General features: G+C 61.4%; 14 protein-coding genes and 3 tRNA genes. 4 read left to right on the top strand and 13 right to left on the bottom strand.

The window, feature by feature from the left end; translation table 11 throughout:
- Nucleotides 1–88: 88 nt before the first annotated feature.
- Genes B3229_RS16375 through zitB form a run of 3 tightly spaced genes read left to right on the top strand, consistent with a single transcriptional unit; the run spans nucleotide 89 to nucleotide 4,669 of the window.
- Entirely contained in the window at nucleotides 89–670 is a 582-nt protein-coding gene (locus tag B3229_RS16375; RefSeq protein WP_048780754.1) for a response regulator transcription factor, read from the top strand.
- Nucleotides 652–3,720, top strand: coding sequence for a hybrid sensor histidine kinase/response regulator (locus B3229_RS16370; RefSeq protein ID WP_286872470.1), 3,069 nt, complete (start codon nucleotides 652–654; stop codon nucleotides 3,718–3,720). The genes B3229_RS16375 and B3229_RS16370 overlap by 19 nt, the downstream gene beginning before the upstream one ends.
- Nucleotides 3,710–4,669: a CDF family zinc transporter ZitB gene (zitB, locus tag B3229_RS16365; protein WP_286872467.1), complete on the top strand. Its 960-nt coding sequence runs from the start codon at nucleotides 3,710–3,712 to the stop codon at nucleotides 4,667–4,669. Before B3229_RS16370 ends, zitB begins: the two co-directional genes overlap by 11 nt.
- On the opposite strand, the gene pnuC is transcribed toward zitB, so the two are convergent.
- The 3 genes from pnuC to B3229_RS16350 all read right to left on the bottom strand — a co-directional run bounded on the left by pnuC (nucleotide 4,663) and on the right by B3229_RS16350 (nucleotide 7,115).
- On the bottom strand, nucleotides 4,663–5,385 hold the full coding sequence (pnuC, locus tag B3229_RS16360) for a nicotinamide riboside transporter PnuC (protein ID WP_286872598.1): 723 nt from the start codon (nucleotides 5,383–5,385) through the stop codon (nucleotides 4,663–4,665). The genes zitB and pnuC overlap by 7 nt on opposite strands.
- A 10-nt stretch (nucleotides 5,386–5,395) precedes the next feature.
- Nucleotides 5,396–6,457: a quinolinate synthase NadA gene (nadA, locus tag B3229_RS16355; protein ID WP_048780758.1), complete on the bottom strand. Its 1,062-nt coding sequence runs from the start codon at nucleotides 6,455–6,457 to the stop codon at nucleotides 5,396–5,398.
- 127 nt (nucleotides 6,458–6,584) lie between these two features.
- Nucleotides 6,585–7,115: a methylated-DNA--[protein]-cysteine S-methyltransferase gene (locus tag B3229_RS16350; RefSeq protein ID WP_286872463.1), complete on the bottom strand. Its 531-nt coding sequence runs from the start codon at nucleotides 7,113–7,115 to the stop codon at nucleotides 6,585–6,587.
- A gap of 157 nt (nucleotides 7,116–7,272) precedes the next feature.
- Between B3229_RS16350 and B3229_RS16345 the strand changes: the two genes are divergently transcribed.
- On the top strand, nucleotides 7,273–8,745 hold the full coding sequence (locus B3229_RS16345; RefSeq protein WP_286872460.1) for an AlkA N-terminal domain-containing protein: 1,473 nt from the start codon (nucleotides 7,273–7,275) through the stop codon (nucleotides 8,743–8,745).
- Between the two features lie 237 nt (nucleotides 8,746–8,982).
- On the opposite strand, the gene B3229_RS16340 is transcribed toward B3229_RS16345, so the two are convergent.
- The 10 genes from B3229_RS16340 to ybgC all read right to left on the bottom strand — a co-directional run bounded on the left by B3229_RS16340 (nucleotide 8,983) and on the right by ybgC (nucleotide 15,193).
- Nucleotides 8,983–9,058 (bottom strand) — tRNA-Lys (locus B3229_RS16340).
- A 42-nt stretch (nucleotides 9,059–9,100) separates the two neighbouring features.
- Nucleotides 9,101–9,176 (bottom strand) — tRNA-Lys (locus B3229_RS16335).
- 68 nt (nucleotides 9,177–9,244) lie between these two features.
- Nucleotides 9,245–9,320, bottom strand: a tRNA-Lys gene (locus B3229_RS16330).
- Nucleotides 9,321–9,486: 166 nt separating this feature from the next.
- Complete coding sequence (gene cpoB, locus B3229_RS16325) at nucleotides 9,487–10,290, bottom strand: cell division protein CpoB (RefSeq protein ID WP_048786908.1); 804 nt, start codon at nucleotides 10,288–10,290, stop codon at nucleotides 9,487–9,489.
- A 9-nt stretch (nucleotides 10,291–10,299) separates the two neighbouring features.
- The gene (gene pal, locus B3229_RS16320) at nucleotides 10,300–10,830 is read right to left on the bottom strand and encodes a peptidoglycan-associated lipoprotein Pal (protein ID WP_033751676.1); all 531 of its coding nucleotides are present in this window, start codon (nucleotides 10,828–10,830) and stop codon (nucleotides 10,300–10,302) included.
- Between the two features lie 63 nt (nucleotides 10,831–10,893).
- A complete protein-coding gene (gene tolB, locus B3229_RS16315) occupies nucleotides 10,894–12,189 on the bottom strand; it encodes a Tol-Pal system beta propeller repeat protein TolB (protein WP_033751678.1) in 1,296 nt (431 codons plus the stop codon).
- Nucleotides 12,190–12,304: 115 nt separating this feature from the next.
- Nucleotides 12,305–13,636, bottom strand: a complete 1,332-nt coding sequence (gene tolA, locus B3229_RS16310) for a cell envelope integrity protein TolA (RefSeq protein WP_286872455.1) — start codon at nucleotides 13,634–13,636, stop codon at nucleotides 12,305–12,307.
- A gap of 27 nt (nucleotides 13,637–13,663) precedes the next feature.
- Entirely contained in the window at nucleotides 13,664–14,092 is a 429-nt protein-coding gene (gene tolR, locus B3229_RS16305) for a colicin uptake protein TolR (RefSeq protein ID WP_033751683.1), read from the bottom strand.
- A 13-nt stretch (nucleotides 14,093–14,105) separates the two neighbouring features.
- Complete coding sequence (gene tolQ / locus B3229_RS16300) at nucleotides 14,106–14,792, bottom strand: Tol-Pal system protein TolQ (protein ID WP_033751685.1); 687 nt, start codon at nucleotides 14,790–14,792, stop codon at nucleotides 14,106–14,108.
- Nucleotides 14,789–15,193 (bottom strand): tol-pal system-associated acyl-CoA thioesterase, encoded by a 405-nt coding sequence (ybgC, locus tag B3229_RS16295; protein WP_033751687.1) that lies wholly within the window; start codon nucleotides 15,191–15,193, stop codon nucleotides 14,789–14,791. The genes tolQ and ybgC overlap by 4 nt, the downstream gene beginning before the upstream one ends.
- Nucleotides 15,194–15,256 lie beyond the last annotated feature (63 nt).

Raw genomic sequence — 15,256 nt, 5'->3', positions numbered from 1 at the left:
TATCTTCTGGAGAGCTTCGGCTCTCCATTATTTTTCTCTGCGTTAACTTCCGCTATGCTGGGGCAATGAATTCTGTCAGGAAACGTTCATGGCCTCGCTGTTGTTAATAGACGATCACCCACTGGTCGAAGTGGCGCTGGAAGCCGCGCTCGATCGGGCACCCTTCCCCATCCTTTTACGTTCCGCCGCCAGCGAACAGCAGGCGCGCCAGCTGCTGACGCAGCCCACCGACATTATCGTGCTGGATATCGGCCTGCCGGACGGCGACGGGCTTGAAATCCTGCGTCGCCTTAAAATTCACTTTCCGCAGATCCCCGTGCTGATCTATTCGGCGCAGCAGAGCAGCCACTATGTACGCAGCGCGCAGGCGCTGGGCGCGGCGGGCTACGTGGTCAAAAGCCAGCGTATGGAACAGCTGCTGAGCGCAATCCTCGCGGTGCTGGGCGGCCAGCTCGCTTTCCCACCCGAGGTGACCGCCCCCACCCTGCCGCTTACCAGTAAAGAGCAGCAGGTGCTGGCGCTGCTGGCGACCGGCCTCTCGAATCTACAAATCGCCGAGCAGCTGCACATCAGCAATAAAACCGTCAGCACCCATAAAAAGAACATTCTGGAAAAAACCGGCGCGCGCTCGGTGGTGGAGCTGGCCGACCTGTGGAAAGCGCAGCAGTGAGGCGCTTCCTGCTGCTGCTGCTTTCTCTGACGGCCACCCTGGCCTGCGCCGAACTGCGGCCGGTCAGCAGTCTGGATCTGCCGATGATGATGCCGGTCAGCGGCGCCGACGCGATGCAGGGAAAGACGCTGCGCGTCGGCCTGCTGGAGGAGAGCAACGCGCCCTGGACGATGCGCGTCGGCGACGAGCTCTACGGCCTGGACGCCGACGCGCTGGCCGCCCTGCATCAGCTTACCGGCGCCCGCTTTACGCTCAGGCTGTTCGCCGATCGCGCGCAGCTGATGGCGGCGCTGCAGAGCGGCCAGATCGAGTTTGCGCTGGGCGCGCTGCCGAACCCGCTGCCGGCGGGCGTGCTGCACAGCGAAAGCTGGTTCAGCAGCCCGCTGCGCATCTATCGCAGCCAGCGCAACGCGCGCGCCGTAATGTTCAACAGCGAGAACGCGCAGCTCGCCATCAGCCAGGTCACGCTGGCGCAGCTGCCGGCGACGGTGGCGCAAAAGCATCGCTGGCGCACCTACAGCAACGACCTGCAGGCGATTTCGACGCTGCTTAATCAGCAGAACGACTATGTGGTGGCGGATGAGATCAGCGCCAGCTTTCTGCTCAGTCAGCTGCAGCAGGGCGAGATCTACCAGATCGCCTCGCAGCTGGATGTCGGCCAGCTGACGCTGCGCGCCTTCGGCCGCGACGCCGCGCTGATCGACTGGATCAACCAGAGCCTGCGCCAGCTGCCCGCCGAGCTGGCGACCAGCCTGCAGTCGCGCTGGGGCGCCCCGCTGCCGCGCTATCAGGATACGCAAACCCTGATGCTGAGCGCGGCAGAGCGCGCCTGGCTGAGCGCCCATCCGGTGATCTACTACGCCGCGGAGAGCGACAACGCCCCCTGGAGCTACCGTGACGGCAACGGCGCGGCGCGCGGCTACAGCGTCGATCTGCTCAACGCCATCGCGCAGAGCAGCGGCGTGCGCTTCGCGCCGCGCTGGGTCGCCGGCCCGCAGCAGGCGGACGAACTGCTGGCGCAGCGTCAGGTGATGCTGCGGCTGACGCAGCCGCTCAGCGGCGACGCGGCGCAAAACGCTACGCTGCCGGTCTGGCGCGCCCTGTGGGGCATCTACAGCCGGCGCGACGCCAGCTTCAGCCGCTGGCACGATCTGGCGGGCAAGCGGGTGGGCATGCTGCGCGACGACGTCGCGACGCGGCTGCTGCCGCCCGAGGTGACGCCGCAGGTGTTTGCCGATCGCGCCAGCCTGTACGACGCGCTGGCGAACGGACAGATCGACGCGCTGGCGGATAACGTGCTGTCAGCGCGCTGGCGCATTGCCGCGCGCTACGGCGATCGGCTGCGTCTCGCCTTCGCCGCCAGCGATATCGCCTGGCCTGTAGCGCTGGGCGTCGCCGCCGACCAGCCGCTGCTGCGTCCGCTGATCAACCGCGCGCTGCAGCAGATTCCCGTTGATACGCAGCGGCAAATGCGCGACGGCTGGCTGACACCGCCGCAGCCGGGCAATGCGATGACGATGCGCGCGCTGCCGCAGCTGGTGCTGGCCGCAGCGGGCGCGGCCATCGTCGTGCTGCTGCTGCTGCTGGCGCGCCGCTACTGGCAGCAGCGGCGCGAACGCCTTCAGCGTCAGCAGGCCGAGCGCGCCAACGCGATGAAAAGCCAGTTCCTCGCCACCGTCAGCCATGAGCTGCGCACGCCGATGCAGGCGATCCTTGGTCTGCTGGAGCTGGAAAAAGCGCGCTCCGCCAACCTGTCGCTGGTCTACAGCAGCGCCCGCTCGCTGCTGACGCTGCTGAACGATCTGCAGGATCACGCGCGCATCGAGAGCAACAGCTTTACCCTCGCGCCGCGTCCGCTGGCGCTGGAGGCATGGCTGGCGCAGCAGCAGCGCTTTTATCATCCGCTGATGCGCGCCGGCGGCCCGACGCTGATCGTCGAGGCGCTGACGCCGCTGCCGGAGCGCGTGCTGATCGACGCGGATCGGCTGCAGCAGGTGATCAACAACCTGATGACCAACGCCCTGAAGTTTACCGCCCAGGGCGAGATACGCCTGACGCTCGCCGCCGATGAACAGCTGATCTTCACCCTGCGCGACAGCGGCAGCGGCATTCCGCCGGAAGAGCAGCCGAAGCTGTTCGATCCCTGGTATCAGGCGCCGTCGGGCAAGAAGGTGTCGGTGCAGGGCAGCGGTCTGGGCCTGTTTATCTGTCGGGAGATCGTGCAGCGCATGGGCGGCGATATCGCGCTGCGCTCGCAGCCCGGCCGCGGCACCGAGGTCAGGGTAACGCTGCCGCTGGAGCGCTGCGAGGCCGCGCCGCAGGAGAGCGCCGCGCTGCCGCGCTATGCCGCGCTGCGCTGCGCCATCGTCGACGATCATCCGGCCAACCTGATGGTGCTGCAGCAGCAGCTGGCGCGCTTCGCCGTCGAGGCGGACTGCTTTGCCGACGGGCGCGCCCTGCTGCGCGCGGATGCCGAACGGCCCTACGATCTGCTGTTTATCGATCAGATGATGCCGCGCCCGGACGGCCAGCTGCTGCTGCGGCTGCTGCGCCGCCGCGATCGTCAGCGTCAGCGTCAGCGTCAGCGAACGGCGATGCGGGTGCTCTGCTCCGCCGACGCGCAGCTGCTCAGCCTGCCGCTACAGGCGAGCGAGCGCGTGCTGATTAAGCCGGTGCAGCTCAGCGATCTCGCCGCGCTGCTGGCGCATTTCGATCAGGATCCGCTGGCGGCGCTGGATGACAATCTGCGCCAGCTGGCGCAGAGGAGCGAGAAGTTTCTGTCGCGGCTCAGCCGGACCCTGCGCGACGCGCTGAACAACGACGTAGCGCGCATCACGGCGGCGCGCGCGGCGCGCGACTGGCCGCAGCTGGCGGAAGCGGCGCACCGCATGAAGGGAAGCTGGCTGCTTATCGGTCTGGAGCAAGGCGCTGAACTCAGCCAGCGGCTGGCGGATCGGGCCAAAGCGCAGCAGGACGCGCCGGATGAATGGGATTTGCTACTATTACTCACCAACAGGTTACTGATAAAACTGGACTCTTATGGCTCATAACCACGCTCACAGCGCGCCGGCGGGCAATCGCAAACGCCTCGCGGCCGCTTTCGCCGTTACGGCAATCTTTATGCTGGCGGAGGCGGTCGGCGGCTGGATTTCCGGCTCGCTGGCGCTGCTGGCCGATGCCGGGCACATGCTTACCGACGCCGCCGCGCTGCTGATGGCGCTGCTGGCGGTGCAGTTCGCCCAGCGCAAGCCCAACGCTCGTCATACCTTCGGGCTGCTGCGTCTTACCACGCTGGCGGCCTTCGTCAACGCCATCGCCCTGCTGGTGATTACCGCGCTGATCGTCTGGGAGGCGCTGCGTCGCTTTTATCAGCCGCAGCCGGTGACCGGCGGTTTGATGCTCGGCATCGCGGTCGCGGGCCTGCTGGCGAATATGCTGTCGTTCTGGCTGCTGCACCACGGCAGCGAAGAGAAGAACCTCAACGTGCGCGCCGCCGCGCTGCACGTTATGGGCGATCTGCTGGGTTCGGTGGGCGCGATTGCGGCGGCATTGATTATCCTCTATACCGGCTGGACGCCCATCGACCCGATTCTGTCGCTGCTGGTGTCGCTGCTGGTGCTGCGCAGCGCCTGGTCGCTGCTGCGCGAGAGCCTGCACGAGCTGCTGGAGGGCGCGCCGGAGGTGATCGATGCGGAGAAGCTGACGCGCGACCTGACGCTGAATATTCCGGAGGTGCGCAACGTGCACCACGTGCACGTCTGGCAGGTCGGCGAAAAGCCGGTGGTGACGCTGCATGTGCATGTGATCCCGCCGTACGACCACGATGCGCTGCTGCAGCGTATCCACAGCTATCTGCACCAGAAGTATCAGATTGGCCACGCCACGGTGCAGATGGAGTATCAGCCGTGCGCCACGCCCGACTGCGAGCTGGGTTTCGACGGCGGCTCAGCGACGGCGCATCACTACCATCATCATGGCGAACAGGCGCATCATCACTGACGCGCCAGCGCGCGCGAGCCATGCTGCCGCGCGCTCGCTATCCACAGGCGCGAGCCGTTAAGGGCGATTAGCGTCAGGATGACATATTCCAGCGCCATGGCGTAGACGCCCTGGCGTGCGAAGATCATCACGCTGATCACGTCGATAACCACCCACAGCAGCCAGTTCTCGACATATTTGCGCGTCATCAGGATCATCGCCACGATGGAGAGCACCATCATGCTGGCGTCCCAGAACGGAAAGGCGTCGGGCTGCAGCGTCGGCATCGCCACCTGTAGGCCGAGCGCGTTCATCAGCGACACGGCGATCTGCGTCAGAAAGGCGAAGACCGGATCGATATAGCGCGTCATCAGCGCAATGGCGACGACGCAGGCCGCGCCCCATCCCAGCGCTTTCGGCAACGGCAGCCAGCGGATTTTCAGCGCCGCCTGGCGATCGTCGGTCTGTCGGCTCCAGGCGTACCAGCCATAAACGTTGGCGACGAAAAAGAAGAGCTGCAGCAGCAGGCTGGCGTAGAGCTGGATCTGGAAGAAGATGGCGGCGAACAGCGTGACGTTAACCAAGCCAAACGGATAGTTGATCACTTTTTCCAGGCTGGCGAGCCAGATGCAGAGCAGACCTGCCAGCGTGCCGATGGCTTCAATCCACGAGAGATCGTAGCCGCCCGCGCCGATCGGGATATGGGCCAGGATATTGCTTGTGCTGAAAAAATCCATCATCGGTTCCTCAGGCGTTCCCTTTTACCTTCAGTTTGAGATCCGCAGCGAAAGAGAGCATGCGGTTGAGCGGCAATAATGCCGCCTGGCGCAGCGCGGCATCAACCTCTATTTCATGCTGCGCGCCGCCCTGCTCCAGCCCCTCGGCGATAGCTTTCAGGCCGTTCATCGCCATCCACGGGCAGTGCGCACAGCTGCGGCAGGTCGCCCCTTCGCCTGCGGTCGGCGCTTCCAGCAGCGTTTTTTCCGGCACCGCCTGCTGCATTTTGTAGAAGATGCCGCGATCGGTCGCCACGATCATCTGCGGATGCGGCAGCTGCTGCGCCGCCTGGATCAGCTGGCTGGTGGAGCCGACCGCGTCGGCAAGATCGACCACCGCCTGCGGCGATTCCGGATGCACCAGCACCGCCGCGTCGGGATAGAGCGCTTTCATGCGCAGCAGCGCCTGGGTTTTGAATTCGTCATGCACGATGCAGGCGCCCTGCCAGCAGAGCACGTCCGCGCCGGTTTTCTGCGTGACGTAGCGGCCAAGATGGCGATCCGGCGCCCAGATGATTTTTTCGCCCAGGCTGTCGAGATGGTCGATCAGCTCTACCGCGATGCTGGAGGTGACCACCCAGTCGGCGCGCGCTTTGACCGCCGCTGAGGTGTTGGCGTAGACCACCACGGTGCGGTCGGGATGGGCGTCGCAGAAGGCATTGAATTCGTCGATGGGGCAGCCGAGGTCGAGCGAACACTCCGCCTGCAGCGTCGGCATCAGCACGGTTTTCTCCGGGCTGAGAATTTTGGCGGTTTCGCCCATAAAACGCACGCCCGCCACCAGCAGCGTCGACGCCGAATGCGCGCTGCCGAAGCGCGCCATCTCCAGCGAGTCCGCCACGCAGCCGCCGGTCTCTTCCGCCAGCGCCTGGATTTCCGGGTCGGTGTAGTAGTGCGCCACGATAACCGCGTCGCGCTCTTTTAGCAGACGTTTGATTTTACTCAGGTAAAACTCTTTTTCGTCGCCGCTGAGGCGCGCAGGTTTCGCGGGAAAGGGCCAGGCCGCGCTGTCTGTATCGAATAAAGCACTCATTACACCGCTCTCGTTTTATCAAATGAACGAAAATCGCTTAAGACGGCGAAAACTGACGTCCATCCCGCCATCGTGTTTTATATGCTAAACACGATAGCGGAAACGCGCGGCGGTGTCGTGCTCTTTTTTAGGCGCGCGGCGGCGAAGGCTCCTCGGTGAACAGCGGCAGCATGGCCGCCTTTTGCGGCATTTCCAGATCCAGCAGGAAGGCTTTGACCTCCAGACCGCCGGCAAAACCGGTCAGCTTGCCGTTAGCGCCGATGACGCGATGGCAAGGCGCGACGATAGAGATCGGATTTCTGCCGTTCGCCGCGCCGACCGCGCGCACCGCCTGCGGATGGCCAATCTGGCGGGCGATTTCGCTGTAGCTGCGCGTTTCGCCGAAGGGGATCGCCACCAGCGCGTTCCACACTTTTTTCTGAAACTCGGTGCCGACGAAGTCGAGCGGCAGCGTGAAGCAGCGGCGCTCGCCGGCAAAGTACTCCCGCAGCTGGCGCTCCGCCTCGATCAGGATCGGATGCGACTCGTCGCGCGTTTGCGGCAGAAAGCGCGCGCCGTGCGGGTCGTCGTTTTTCCAGAGTATGCCTGCGAGTCCGCGATCGCTCGCCACCAGTTTCAGTTCGCCCACCGGCGTGGAGACAAGTTTGTAGTGATACATGATGCTGTTCTCCGTATTTGAGACATGCGCTATTGTCGCATTTTGGCCACTGCGCGCTGGCCGTTTTCGGCCATCAGACTAAACTGCTTTGCTGTCCGAAAACAGCGAGTCTGCATCAGAAAGCGGGTATAGGCTCTGTTTATTTGCAGGAGTCACTATGTTCGATCCTGAGATTGCTTATCAGGCGCTCACCTCGCGCGATACCCGTTTCGACGGGGTGTTTTTCGTCGGCGTCACCTCGACCGGCATTTACTGTCGCCCCATCTGCCCGGTTAAAGCGCCGCAGCAGAAGAACTGTCTGTTTTTCGCCAGCGCCGAAGCGGCGGAGAAGGCCCATTTCCGCCCCTGTTTGCGCTGTCGCCCTGAGCTTGCGCCGGGCAACGCGCCGATCGATCAGCCTCACCGCGTGGCGGACAGGCTGATTCAGCGCATCGAGGAGGGCATGCTGGAGGAGAGCGAGGGGCTGGAGGCGATCGCCGCCGAGTTTGGCGTCAGCCTGCGCCAGCTGCGCCGCATCGTGCAGCAGGAGCTGGGCGTGTCGCCGCTGGAGCTGAAGCAGACGCGGCGCATGCTGCTGGCGAAGCAGCTGCTGACGGAGACGCAGCTGCCGGTGACGGATGTGGCCTATGCCAGCGGCTTTACCAGCCTGCGCCGCTTTAACGATGTGTTTCAGGCGCGCTACCGCATGACGCCGAGCGCGCTGCGCAAGGGTGTCAGCGCCTCAACGCGCGCGCAGCCGGGCGACAGCACCACCCTGCTGATGGCCTATCGTCCGCCGTACGACTGGGAGGCGATGCTGGCTTTTTTGCAGACTCACCTGATGAAAGAGGTCGAGGCGGTGCAGGATGGCGCGTACCGGCGCACCGTGGCGCTGGGCCGCTGTCGCGGCTGGGTTAGCGTGTCGCATCTGCCGCAGAAGTGTGCGCTGCAGCTGACCTTTTCCATCTCGCTGACGCCGGTGCTGCCGCTGCTGCTGCGCCGCCTGCGCGATCTTTTCGACCTTAACGCGCAGCCGCAGCTTATCGCCGACCGGCTGGCGCAGGATCCACTGCTGGCGCCGAGTCTGGCGCGCAATCCGGGATTGCGCGTGCCGGGCGCATTTGACGCCTTTGAGCTTGGCGTGCGCGCCATTATCGGGCAGCAGGTGACGGTGAAGGCCGCGACCACCGTGAGCAGCCGTTTTGCCGCCGCCTTTGGCGAGCCCTGCGTGACCCCTTTTTCCGATCTGACGCGCTACGCGGCGCTGCCAGAGCGCGTTGCCAGCCTGACGGTGGACGACGTTGCGCCGCTCGGCATCGTGAGCGCGCGCTCACGCGCCATTATCGCCTTTGCGCAGGCGTGCGCCGGCGGCTCGCTGCGCTTTAACGCCACGCAGCCGCCGGAGACGGTGATGAAGCAGCTGGTGGCGCTGCCGGGCATTGGCCCCTGGACGGCGCACTATATTGCGATGCGCGCCCTGCGCTGGCCGGACGCGTTCCCCAAGGAAGATATCGCCATTCGTAATAATCTGGGCGGCCTGAAGCCCGCCGAGGCGGAGGCGCGTTCGCAGCAGTGGCGTCCGTGGCGCAGCTACGCGGTGATGCATATCTGGGAGAATCTCACCGTAGCAAAGGCGAAGAAAGAATCTTAACGAGGCGCGGGATAGCCATAGCTGCAGGTATAGTGCGCGGCGCAGAGGTAGCGAGCGCGATCGCAAAGGAATCCCACATCCCTGTGGGTCGGCCTCGCCATCCTGGCTCGGACGCTTTGCTCTTCGCGCTCGCCACCCATGCACCAGTCTGGCTGCGGTATAGCTTTACGAAATGGCTGATTATAGCCGCATAGCGCAGAAACAAAAAAAGCGCCCATTGGGCGCTTCTTTCTGAATTGGTGGGTCGTGCAGGATTCGAACCTGCGACCAATTGATTAAAAGTCAACTGCTCTACCAACTGAGCTAACGACCCCTTGGGGCTTACAACCCGCAAACCTGAAGCCTGCGTAAAAGATGGTGGGTCGTGCAGGATTCGAACCTGCGACCAATTGATTAAAAGTCAACTGCTCTACCAACTGAGCTAACGACCCATCTTTAGGTTGTGAAGCGATGCTGAAGTTTCGCAGCAACAGAGAAGAAAACCTGTTCGCTGAGAAGATGGTGGGTCGTGCAGGATTCGAACCTGCGACCAATTGATTAAAAGTCAACTGCTCTACCAACTGAGCTAACGACCCATCTTCAGGCTTGCCAGACACATTTGCAATCTGTCCCGGCAACGGCGGCATATATTACTGATTTACCGAGGTAGCGCAACCCTTATTTTCCACCAGCGGCGTCAACTGCTTACCTTTCATGCTGCCAGACCAGAAATCAGGCAAAATCCGGTGCTGGCTGCACAAATTACAGCCCGTCGAGACGTTTTTGCGCCTGCTTCGCCGAATCGGTATTGGGGTAAAGTTTTATCACCTGCTGGAAAACGGCTTTGGCTTTCGCCGTATCCTTTTTCTCCTGCATGATAACGCCAACCTTTAGCAACGCTTCAGAAGCCTTTGGCGACTTCGGGTAATTTTTAACCACGGTAGCGTAATAGTACGCCGCGTCGTCTTTTTTACCCTTGTTGTAGTTCAACTGTCCCAGCCAGTAATTGGCGTTCGGCTGGTAGGTTGAGTCAGGATAGCGCTTGACCCACGCCTGCAGCGCGGCGATCGCCTGATCGTACTGTTTTTTTTCCAGAATCAGCGCCACCGCGGCGTTGTAGTCGCTGTTGGCGTCGCCGCTCTGCACCGGCGCGCCTGATGAGGCTGCCGCCGCGCCGCCTGCGCTGGCCGCTGCGCCCGTATCGGCGCTCGCCGCCGGCGTATCAGCGCCGCTTTGGGCCGTACTGTTCGCGCCGCTGCTGCTCAGGCTGTCGATCTGCTGATAGAGCTGCTTCTGCCGCTCGATGACCTGATTAAGCTGGTAGCTGTTTTGCTGGATTTGCCCGCGCAGCGAATCGATATCGCTTTGGTTGTCGCTCATCTGCTGCTGCAGTTGCTGCAGAAGCTGAGCCTGGGCGTTGGAAATGCGTTCAAGAGTGGTGACGCGGTCTTCGACCGAGCCAGAGCCGACGTTACTGATTGATGCCTGGGCATTAGCGGCCCAGGGGGCCGCTACGCCAACCAGTAACGACAGACCCAACAGGTGAAGTCTGAAGTTACTAATCATGTGATTCTCTTAGTAGACCAGAACGGCACGACGGTTTTTAGAGTAAGCCGCTTCGTCATGACCCAGAACAGCCGGTTTCTCTTTACCGTAAGAGACGATAGACATCTGGTCAGCCGACACGCCTTTGCCCTGCAGGTACATCTTCACGGCGTTAGCACGACGCTCGCCCAGTGCGATGTTGTATTCCGGCGTGCCGCGCTCATCCGCGTGACCTTCGATGGTCACTTTGTATGACGGGTTGCTGCGCAGGAAGGCTGCGTGCTGGTCCAGCATCTGAGCGTAGTCAGACTGCACGTCATATTTGTCCAGACCGAAGTAGACGATGTTGTTCTGCTGCAGCTGCTGCATCTGCAGACGCGCCTGCTCGTCAGAAGACATGTTGCCGTTGCCGCTGCCGTTCATGCCAGCACCGTTGCCGTAAGCGCCATCAGCGCCCATGCCAGTCTGGTCATTGTTGTTGTTTTTGTGTGAGCTACAAGCGGCTACAGCCAGAACCGGCAGAGCCAGCATCAACCCTTTCAGCACTTTGTTCAGTTGCATTTTGTTATCCTGTTATATTGTTTATCATACATTTAACCCCCTGCTGCGCAGGGGACCTATGCATTACAGATACGGCGACCAGGCAGGTGATTTTACCTGTCCATCAGTTGCCGGAAGACGCGCTTTGAAACGCCCATCTGTTGATACCAACTGCAACACGGAACCCATCCCCTGAGTAGAGCTATAGATTACCATCGTGCCGTTTGGAGCCAGACTTGGCGATTCATCCAGGAACGTGCTCGTTAACGTTTGAACGGCTCCCGTTACCAGATCCTGTTTGGCGACATGCTGAGCGCCACCGGCGCTGCTGATCATCACCATGGTTTTACCATCGGCAGAGACGTCCGCATCCTGGTTTTGCGAGCCTTCCCAGGTAATACGCTGCGGCGCACCGCCGTTGATACCAATTTTATAAATTTGCGGCGCTCCAGCCTGATCCGAGGTGTAAGCCAGCGTCTGGCTATCCGGGAACCAGCTTGGTTCAGTGCTGTTGTAGCGACCGTCGGTGATTTGACGCGTCTGGCCGGAAGCCAGATCCATCACATAGAGATTCAGGCTGCCCGTTTTCGACAGGGCGAAAGCGAGTTTAGTCCCATCCGGCGAGAAGGCCGGGGCGCCGTTGTGACGCGGGAAGGAGGCAACCTGGCGAATCGCGCCGTTTGACAGCGTCTGTACCACCAGCGCCGATTTACCGCTTTCAAAGGTCACGTAGGCCACTTTGCTGCCGTCTGGCGACCACGCCGGAGACATCAACGGCTGCGGCGAGCGATGCACGACAAACTGGTTAAAGCCATCGTAGTCTGAAACGCGCAGTTCATACGGGAACTGGCCGCCGTTGGTCTGCACCACGTAGGCGATACGGGTGCGGAACGCGCCCTTGACGCCCGTCAGCTTCTCAAACACCTCGTCACTGGCGGTGTGCGCAGCATAGCGCAGCCACTGTTTAGTGACTTTGTAAGAGTTCTGCGCCAGAACGGTGCCCGGCGCGCCGCCGGTGTCCACCAGCTGATACGCAACCTGATAGCTGCCATCTGGATTAGAGGTGACCTGACCGACAACCACCGCATCGATACCCAGCGCGCTCCAGGCGGCAGGCTGTACTTCCTGCGCGCTGGTCGGCTGCTGCGGCAGACGTGAACGATCGATTGGATTGAATTTACCGCTGTTGCGTAAGTCAGCGGAGACGATGCCGCCCACATCTTCAGGCGCGGCGCCTGAGCCAGCCCATTTAAACGGCACCACACCAATTGGGCGCGCGGTGTTGACGCCCTGCGTAATTTCAATGCGTACTTCTGCGTGGAGCATTGCAGCCCACAGCAGAACAAAAAAACCTAAGGTTACACGAAGTGCCTGCTTCATCTTTTCTCCCTTACCTGAACCTGAGTTCATGATAATTCGCACAGTTCCTGAAAAACACGAGTATTCATCTAATACGGCAAGCTAACCTTAGTCCAACCTGCCGCGGGTTACTGCATTATTCCGGTTTGAAACGCATTGGCGCGTTTTTAAACACTTCATACACTGCTTGCGATGGCGGCTTAGGAATGCGAGCCTGCTTCGCGGCAGCGATAGCCGCCTGGCATAACGCCGGGTCGCCGCCTTCAGATTTGACGTCAATCAGCAAACCATCCGGTGCCAGCTTGATACGCAGGTTACACTCTTTCCCTTTATAAGTATCAGCATCGTAGAAGCGGCTCTGAATCGCGCCCACAACCTGCCCCAGATAAGAGTTAATCTCTGCGCCCGATGCGCCGGCTTTTTTCTGGTTGCCCTGCCCTGCCGCGCCGCCGCCACCGGCCGCGCCACTTTTCGGTGCATTCTTACCAGAGGTCAGGCCGCCAAGCAGATCGTCAACGTCACTGCTGTTTTTCGCCGCTTCCGCCGCCGCTTTTTTCTTTGCGTCGGCGGCGGCCTTGGCTTTCGCCGCGGCGTCCGCTTTGGCTTTGGCGGCCGCATCGGCTTTCGCTTTCGCCTCGGCCGCCGCTTTCTCTTTGGCGGCGTCCGCTTTTTCTTTGGCTTCCTGCGCCGCTTTCTCTTTGGCCGCTTCCGCTTTCTCTTTCGCTTCCTGAGCCGCCTTCTCTTTGGCTGCTTCGGCTTTCTCTTTCGCTTCCTCGGCCGCTTTGGCTTTCGCCTCCTGCGCCGCTTTAGCTTTCGCCTCCGCCGCCGCTTTGGCCTTCGCATCGGCTGCCGCCTTCGCGTCGGCCACCGCTTTCTCTTTAGCAGCGGACGCAGCGGCGGCTTTCGCCTGCTCTTCCGCTTTTTTCTTCGCGTCGGCGGCGGCCTGTTTCGCCTGTTCTTCCGCCTTCTGCGCCGCCTCGGCAGCCGCTTTGGCCTGCGCCTGCGCTTCCGCTTTCGCATCGGCTTTCGCCTGAGCTGCAGCCGCCTCGGCGGCTTTCTGCTGCTCCTGCGCCGCTTTAGCCGCCGCTTCCGCCTGTTTCTGCTGTTCAGCCTGCGCTTTTGCCGCTTCCTGCGCCTGCAGGCGCTCTTTTTCCAGCGCCTTCAGACGCTGCTGTTCCGCGGCCTGCTTCTGCTGCAGCTCTTCAGCCTGCTGCTGCGCCTGCTTCTCACGCTGCTGCTCGGCGCGCTGGCTGTCGCTTTTCTGGTTCTGCTGACGGTTGTACTGTTCGACCACGGCGCCGGGATCGACCATCACCGCGTCGATATCGCTGCCGCCGCCGCCGCCGCTCGCCTCAATATTCTCGTTGAAGGAGCTCCAGATCAGCAGGGCGATCAGTACCACGTGCAGAGCCACCGATATAATTATCGCGCGCTTTAACTTCTCGTTTTGCTCGGTTGCCTTCGACACACTCGGTTCCCAAAAAACGGTTCGGCTTTAAATCGGCTGCGTCATCAAACCGACGGATTTAACGCCTGCCTGATGCAGCAGGTTGAGCGCTTTAATAATTTCGTCATAGGGCACATCCTTTGCGCCGCCGATTAAAAAGACGGTTTTGGGATTCGCCTCGATGCGACGCTGCGCTTCGCTCACCACCTGTTCCGGCGGCAACTGCTCCATACGATCGTGATCCACCACCAGGCTGTACTGACCGACGCCTGAGACCTCAACGATCACCGGCGGATTATCGTCGCTGGAGACCGTTTTCGAATCGGTGGCGTCCGGCAGGTCCACTTCTACGCTCTGGGTAATAATCGGCGCTGTCGCCATAAAGATCAGCAGCAGCACCAGCAGGACGTCGAGCAGCGGAACGATATTAATTTCCGATTTCAGGTCGCGGCGGCCGCGACCACGTACTCTGGCCATGGGTTACCTCCGCTTACTTCGCGCTGTCGCTGGAGAAGGCCTGACGGTGCAGGATGGCCGTGAACTCTTCCATAAAGTTATCGTAGCCCTGCTCCAGCTTGTTGACGCGCTGGTTCAGTCGGTTATAGGCCATAACCGCCGGAATCGCGGCGAACAGGCCGATCGCGGTGGCGATCAGCGCCTCGGCGATGCCCGGCGCAACCATCTGCAGCGTCGCCTGCTTGACCGCGCCCAGCGCGATAAAGGCGTGCATGATGCCCCATACGGTGCCGAACAGGCCGATGTAGGGGCTGATAGAGCCGACGGTGCCGAGGAAAGGAATGTGGTTTTCCAGCGTTTCCAGCTCGCGGTTCATCGAGATGCGCATCGCGCGGCTGGCGCCTTCTACCACCGCTTCAGGCGCGTGGCTGTTGGCGCGGTGCAGACGGGCGAACTCTTTAAAGCCGGCGTAGAAGATCTGCTCTGAACCGCTCAGCTCTTCGCGGCGTCCCTGGCTCTCCTGATAGAGACGCGACAGCTCGATGCCGGACCAGAATTTATCTTCAAAAGCTTCCGCCTCGCGTCCCGCCGCGTTCAAAATTCGGGTGCGCTGAATAATGATGGCCCATGAGGCAATGGAAAAGCCGATCAAAATCAACATGATAAGTTTGACCAGAAGGCTCGCCTTCAGGAACAAATCAAGAACGTTCATGTCAGTCACTGCTTGAACTCCGCGACAATAGACTTGGGAAGCGCAATCGGCTTCATAAGATGTGGGTTAATGCAGGCAATCAGGACTTCTGCTTCATTCAGGACTCTGCCTTCTGCATTCACGATACGCTGGGAAAATGTCATGGTTGCGCGCGTCATGGCGGTGACTTCGCTCTGGATCTCCAGAAGGTCGTCAAGACGCGCCGCCGCAACATAGTCCACCGTCATGCGCCGCACCACAAAAGAAACCTGCTGTTCCAGCAGCGTTTGCTGATTGAAATGGCGCTGACGCAGCATTTCGGTACGTGCTCGTTCATAAAAAGCGATATAGCTGGCATGGTAAACCACGCCACCAGCATCGGTGTCTTCGTAATAGACCCGAACCGGCCAGCGAAACAGCGTTGTACTCACTCTACATCCCGGTCTCGTTTTTAAACGTTGCTACTATACGCAAGAGATTTGGGGTTGGGAATG

The sequence above is a fragment of the Pantoea sp. UBA5035 genome (genome assembly GCF_002415245.1).
In the GTDB taxonomy this organism is placed as follows: domain Bacteria; phylum Pseudomonadota; class Gammaproteobacteria; order Enterobacterales; family Enterobacteriaceae; genus Pantoea; species Pantoea septica.
The sequence above is the reverse complement of the archived record's forward strand: the minus strand, read 5'-3'. Positions and strand labels throughout refer to the sequence as shown.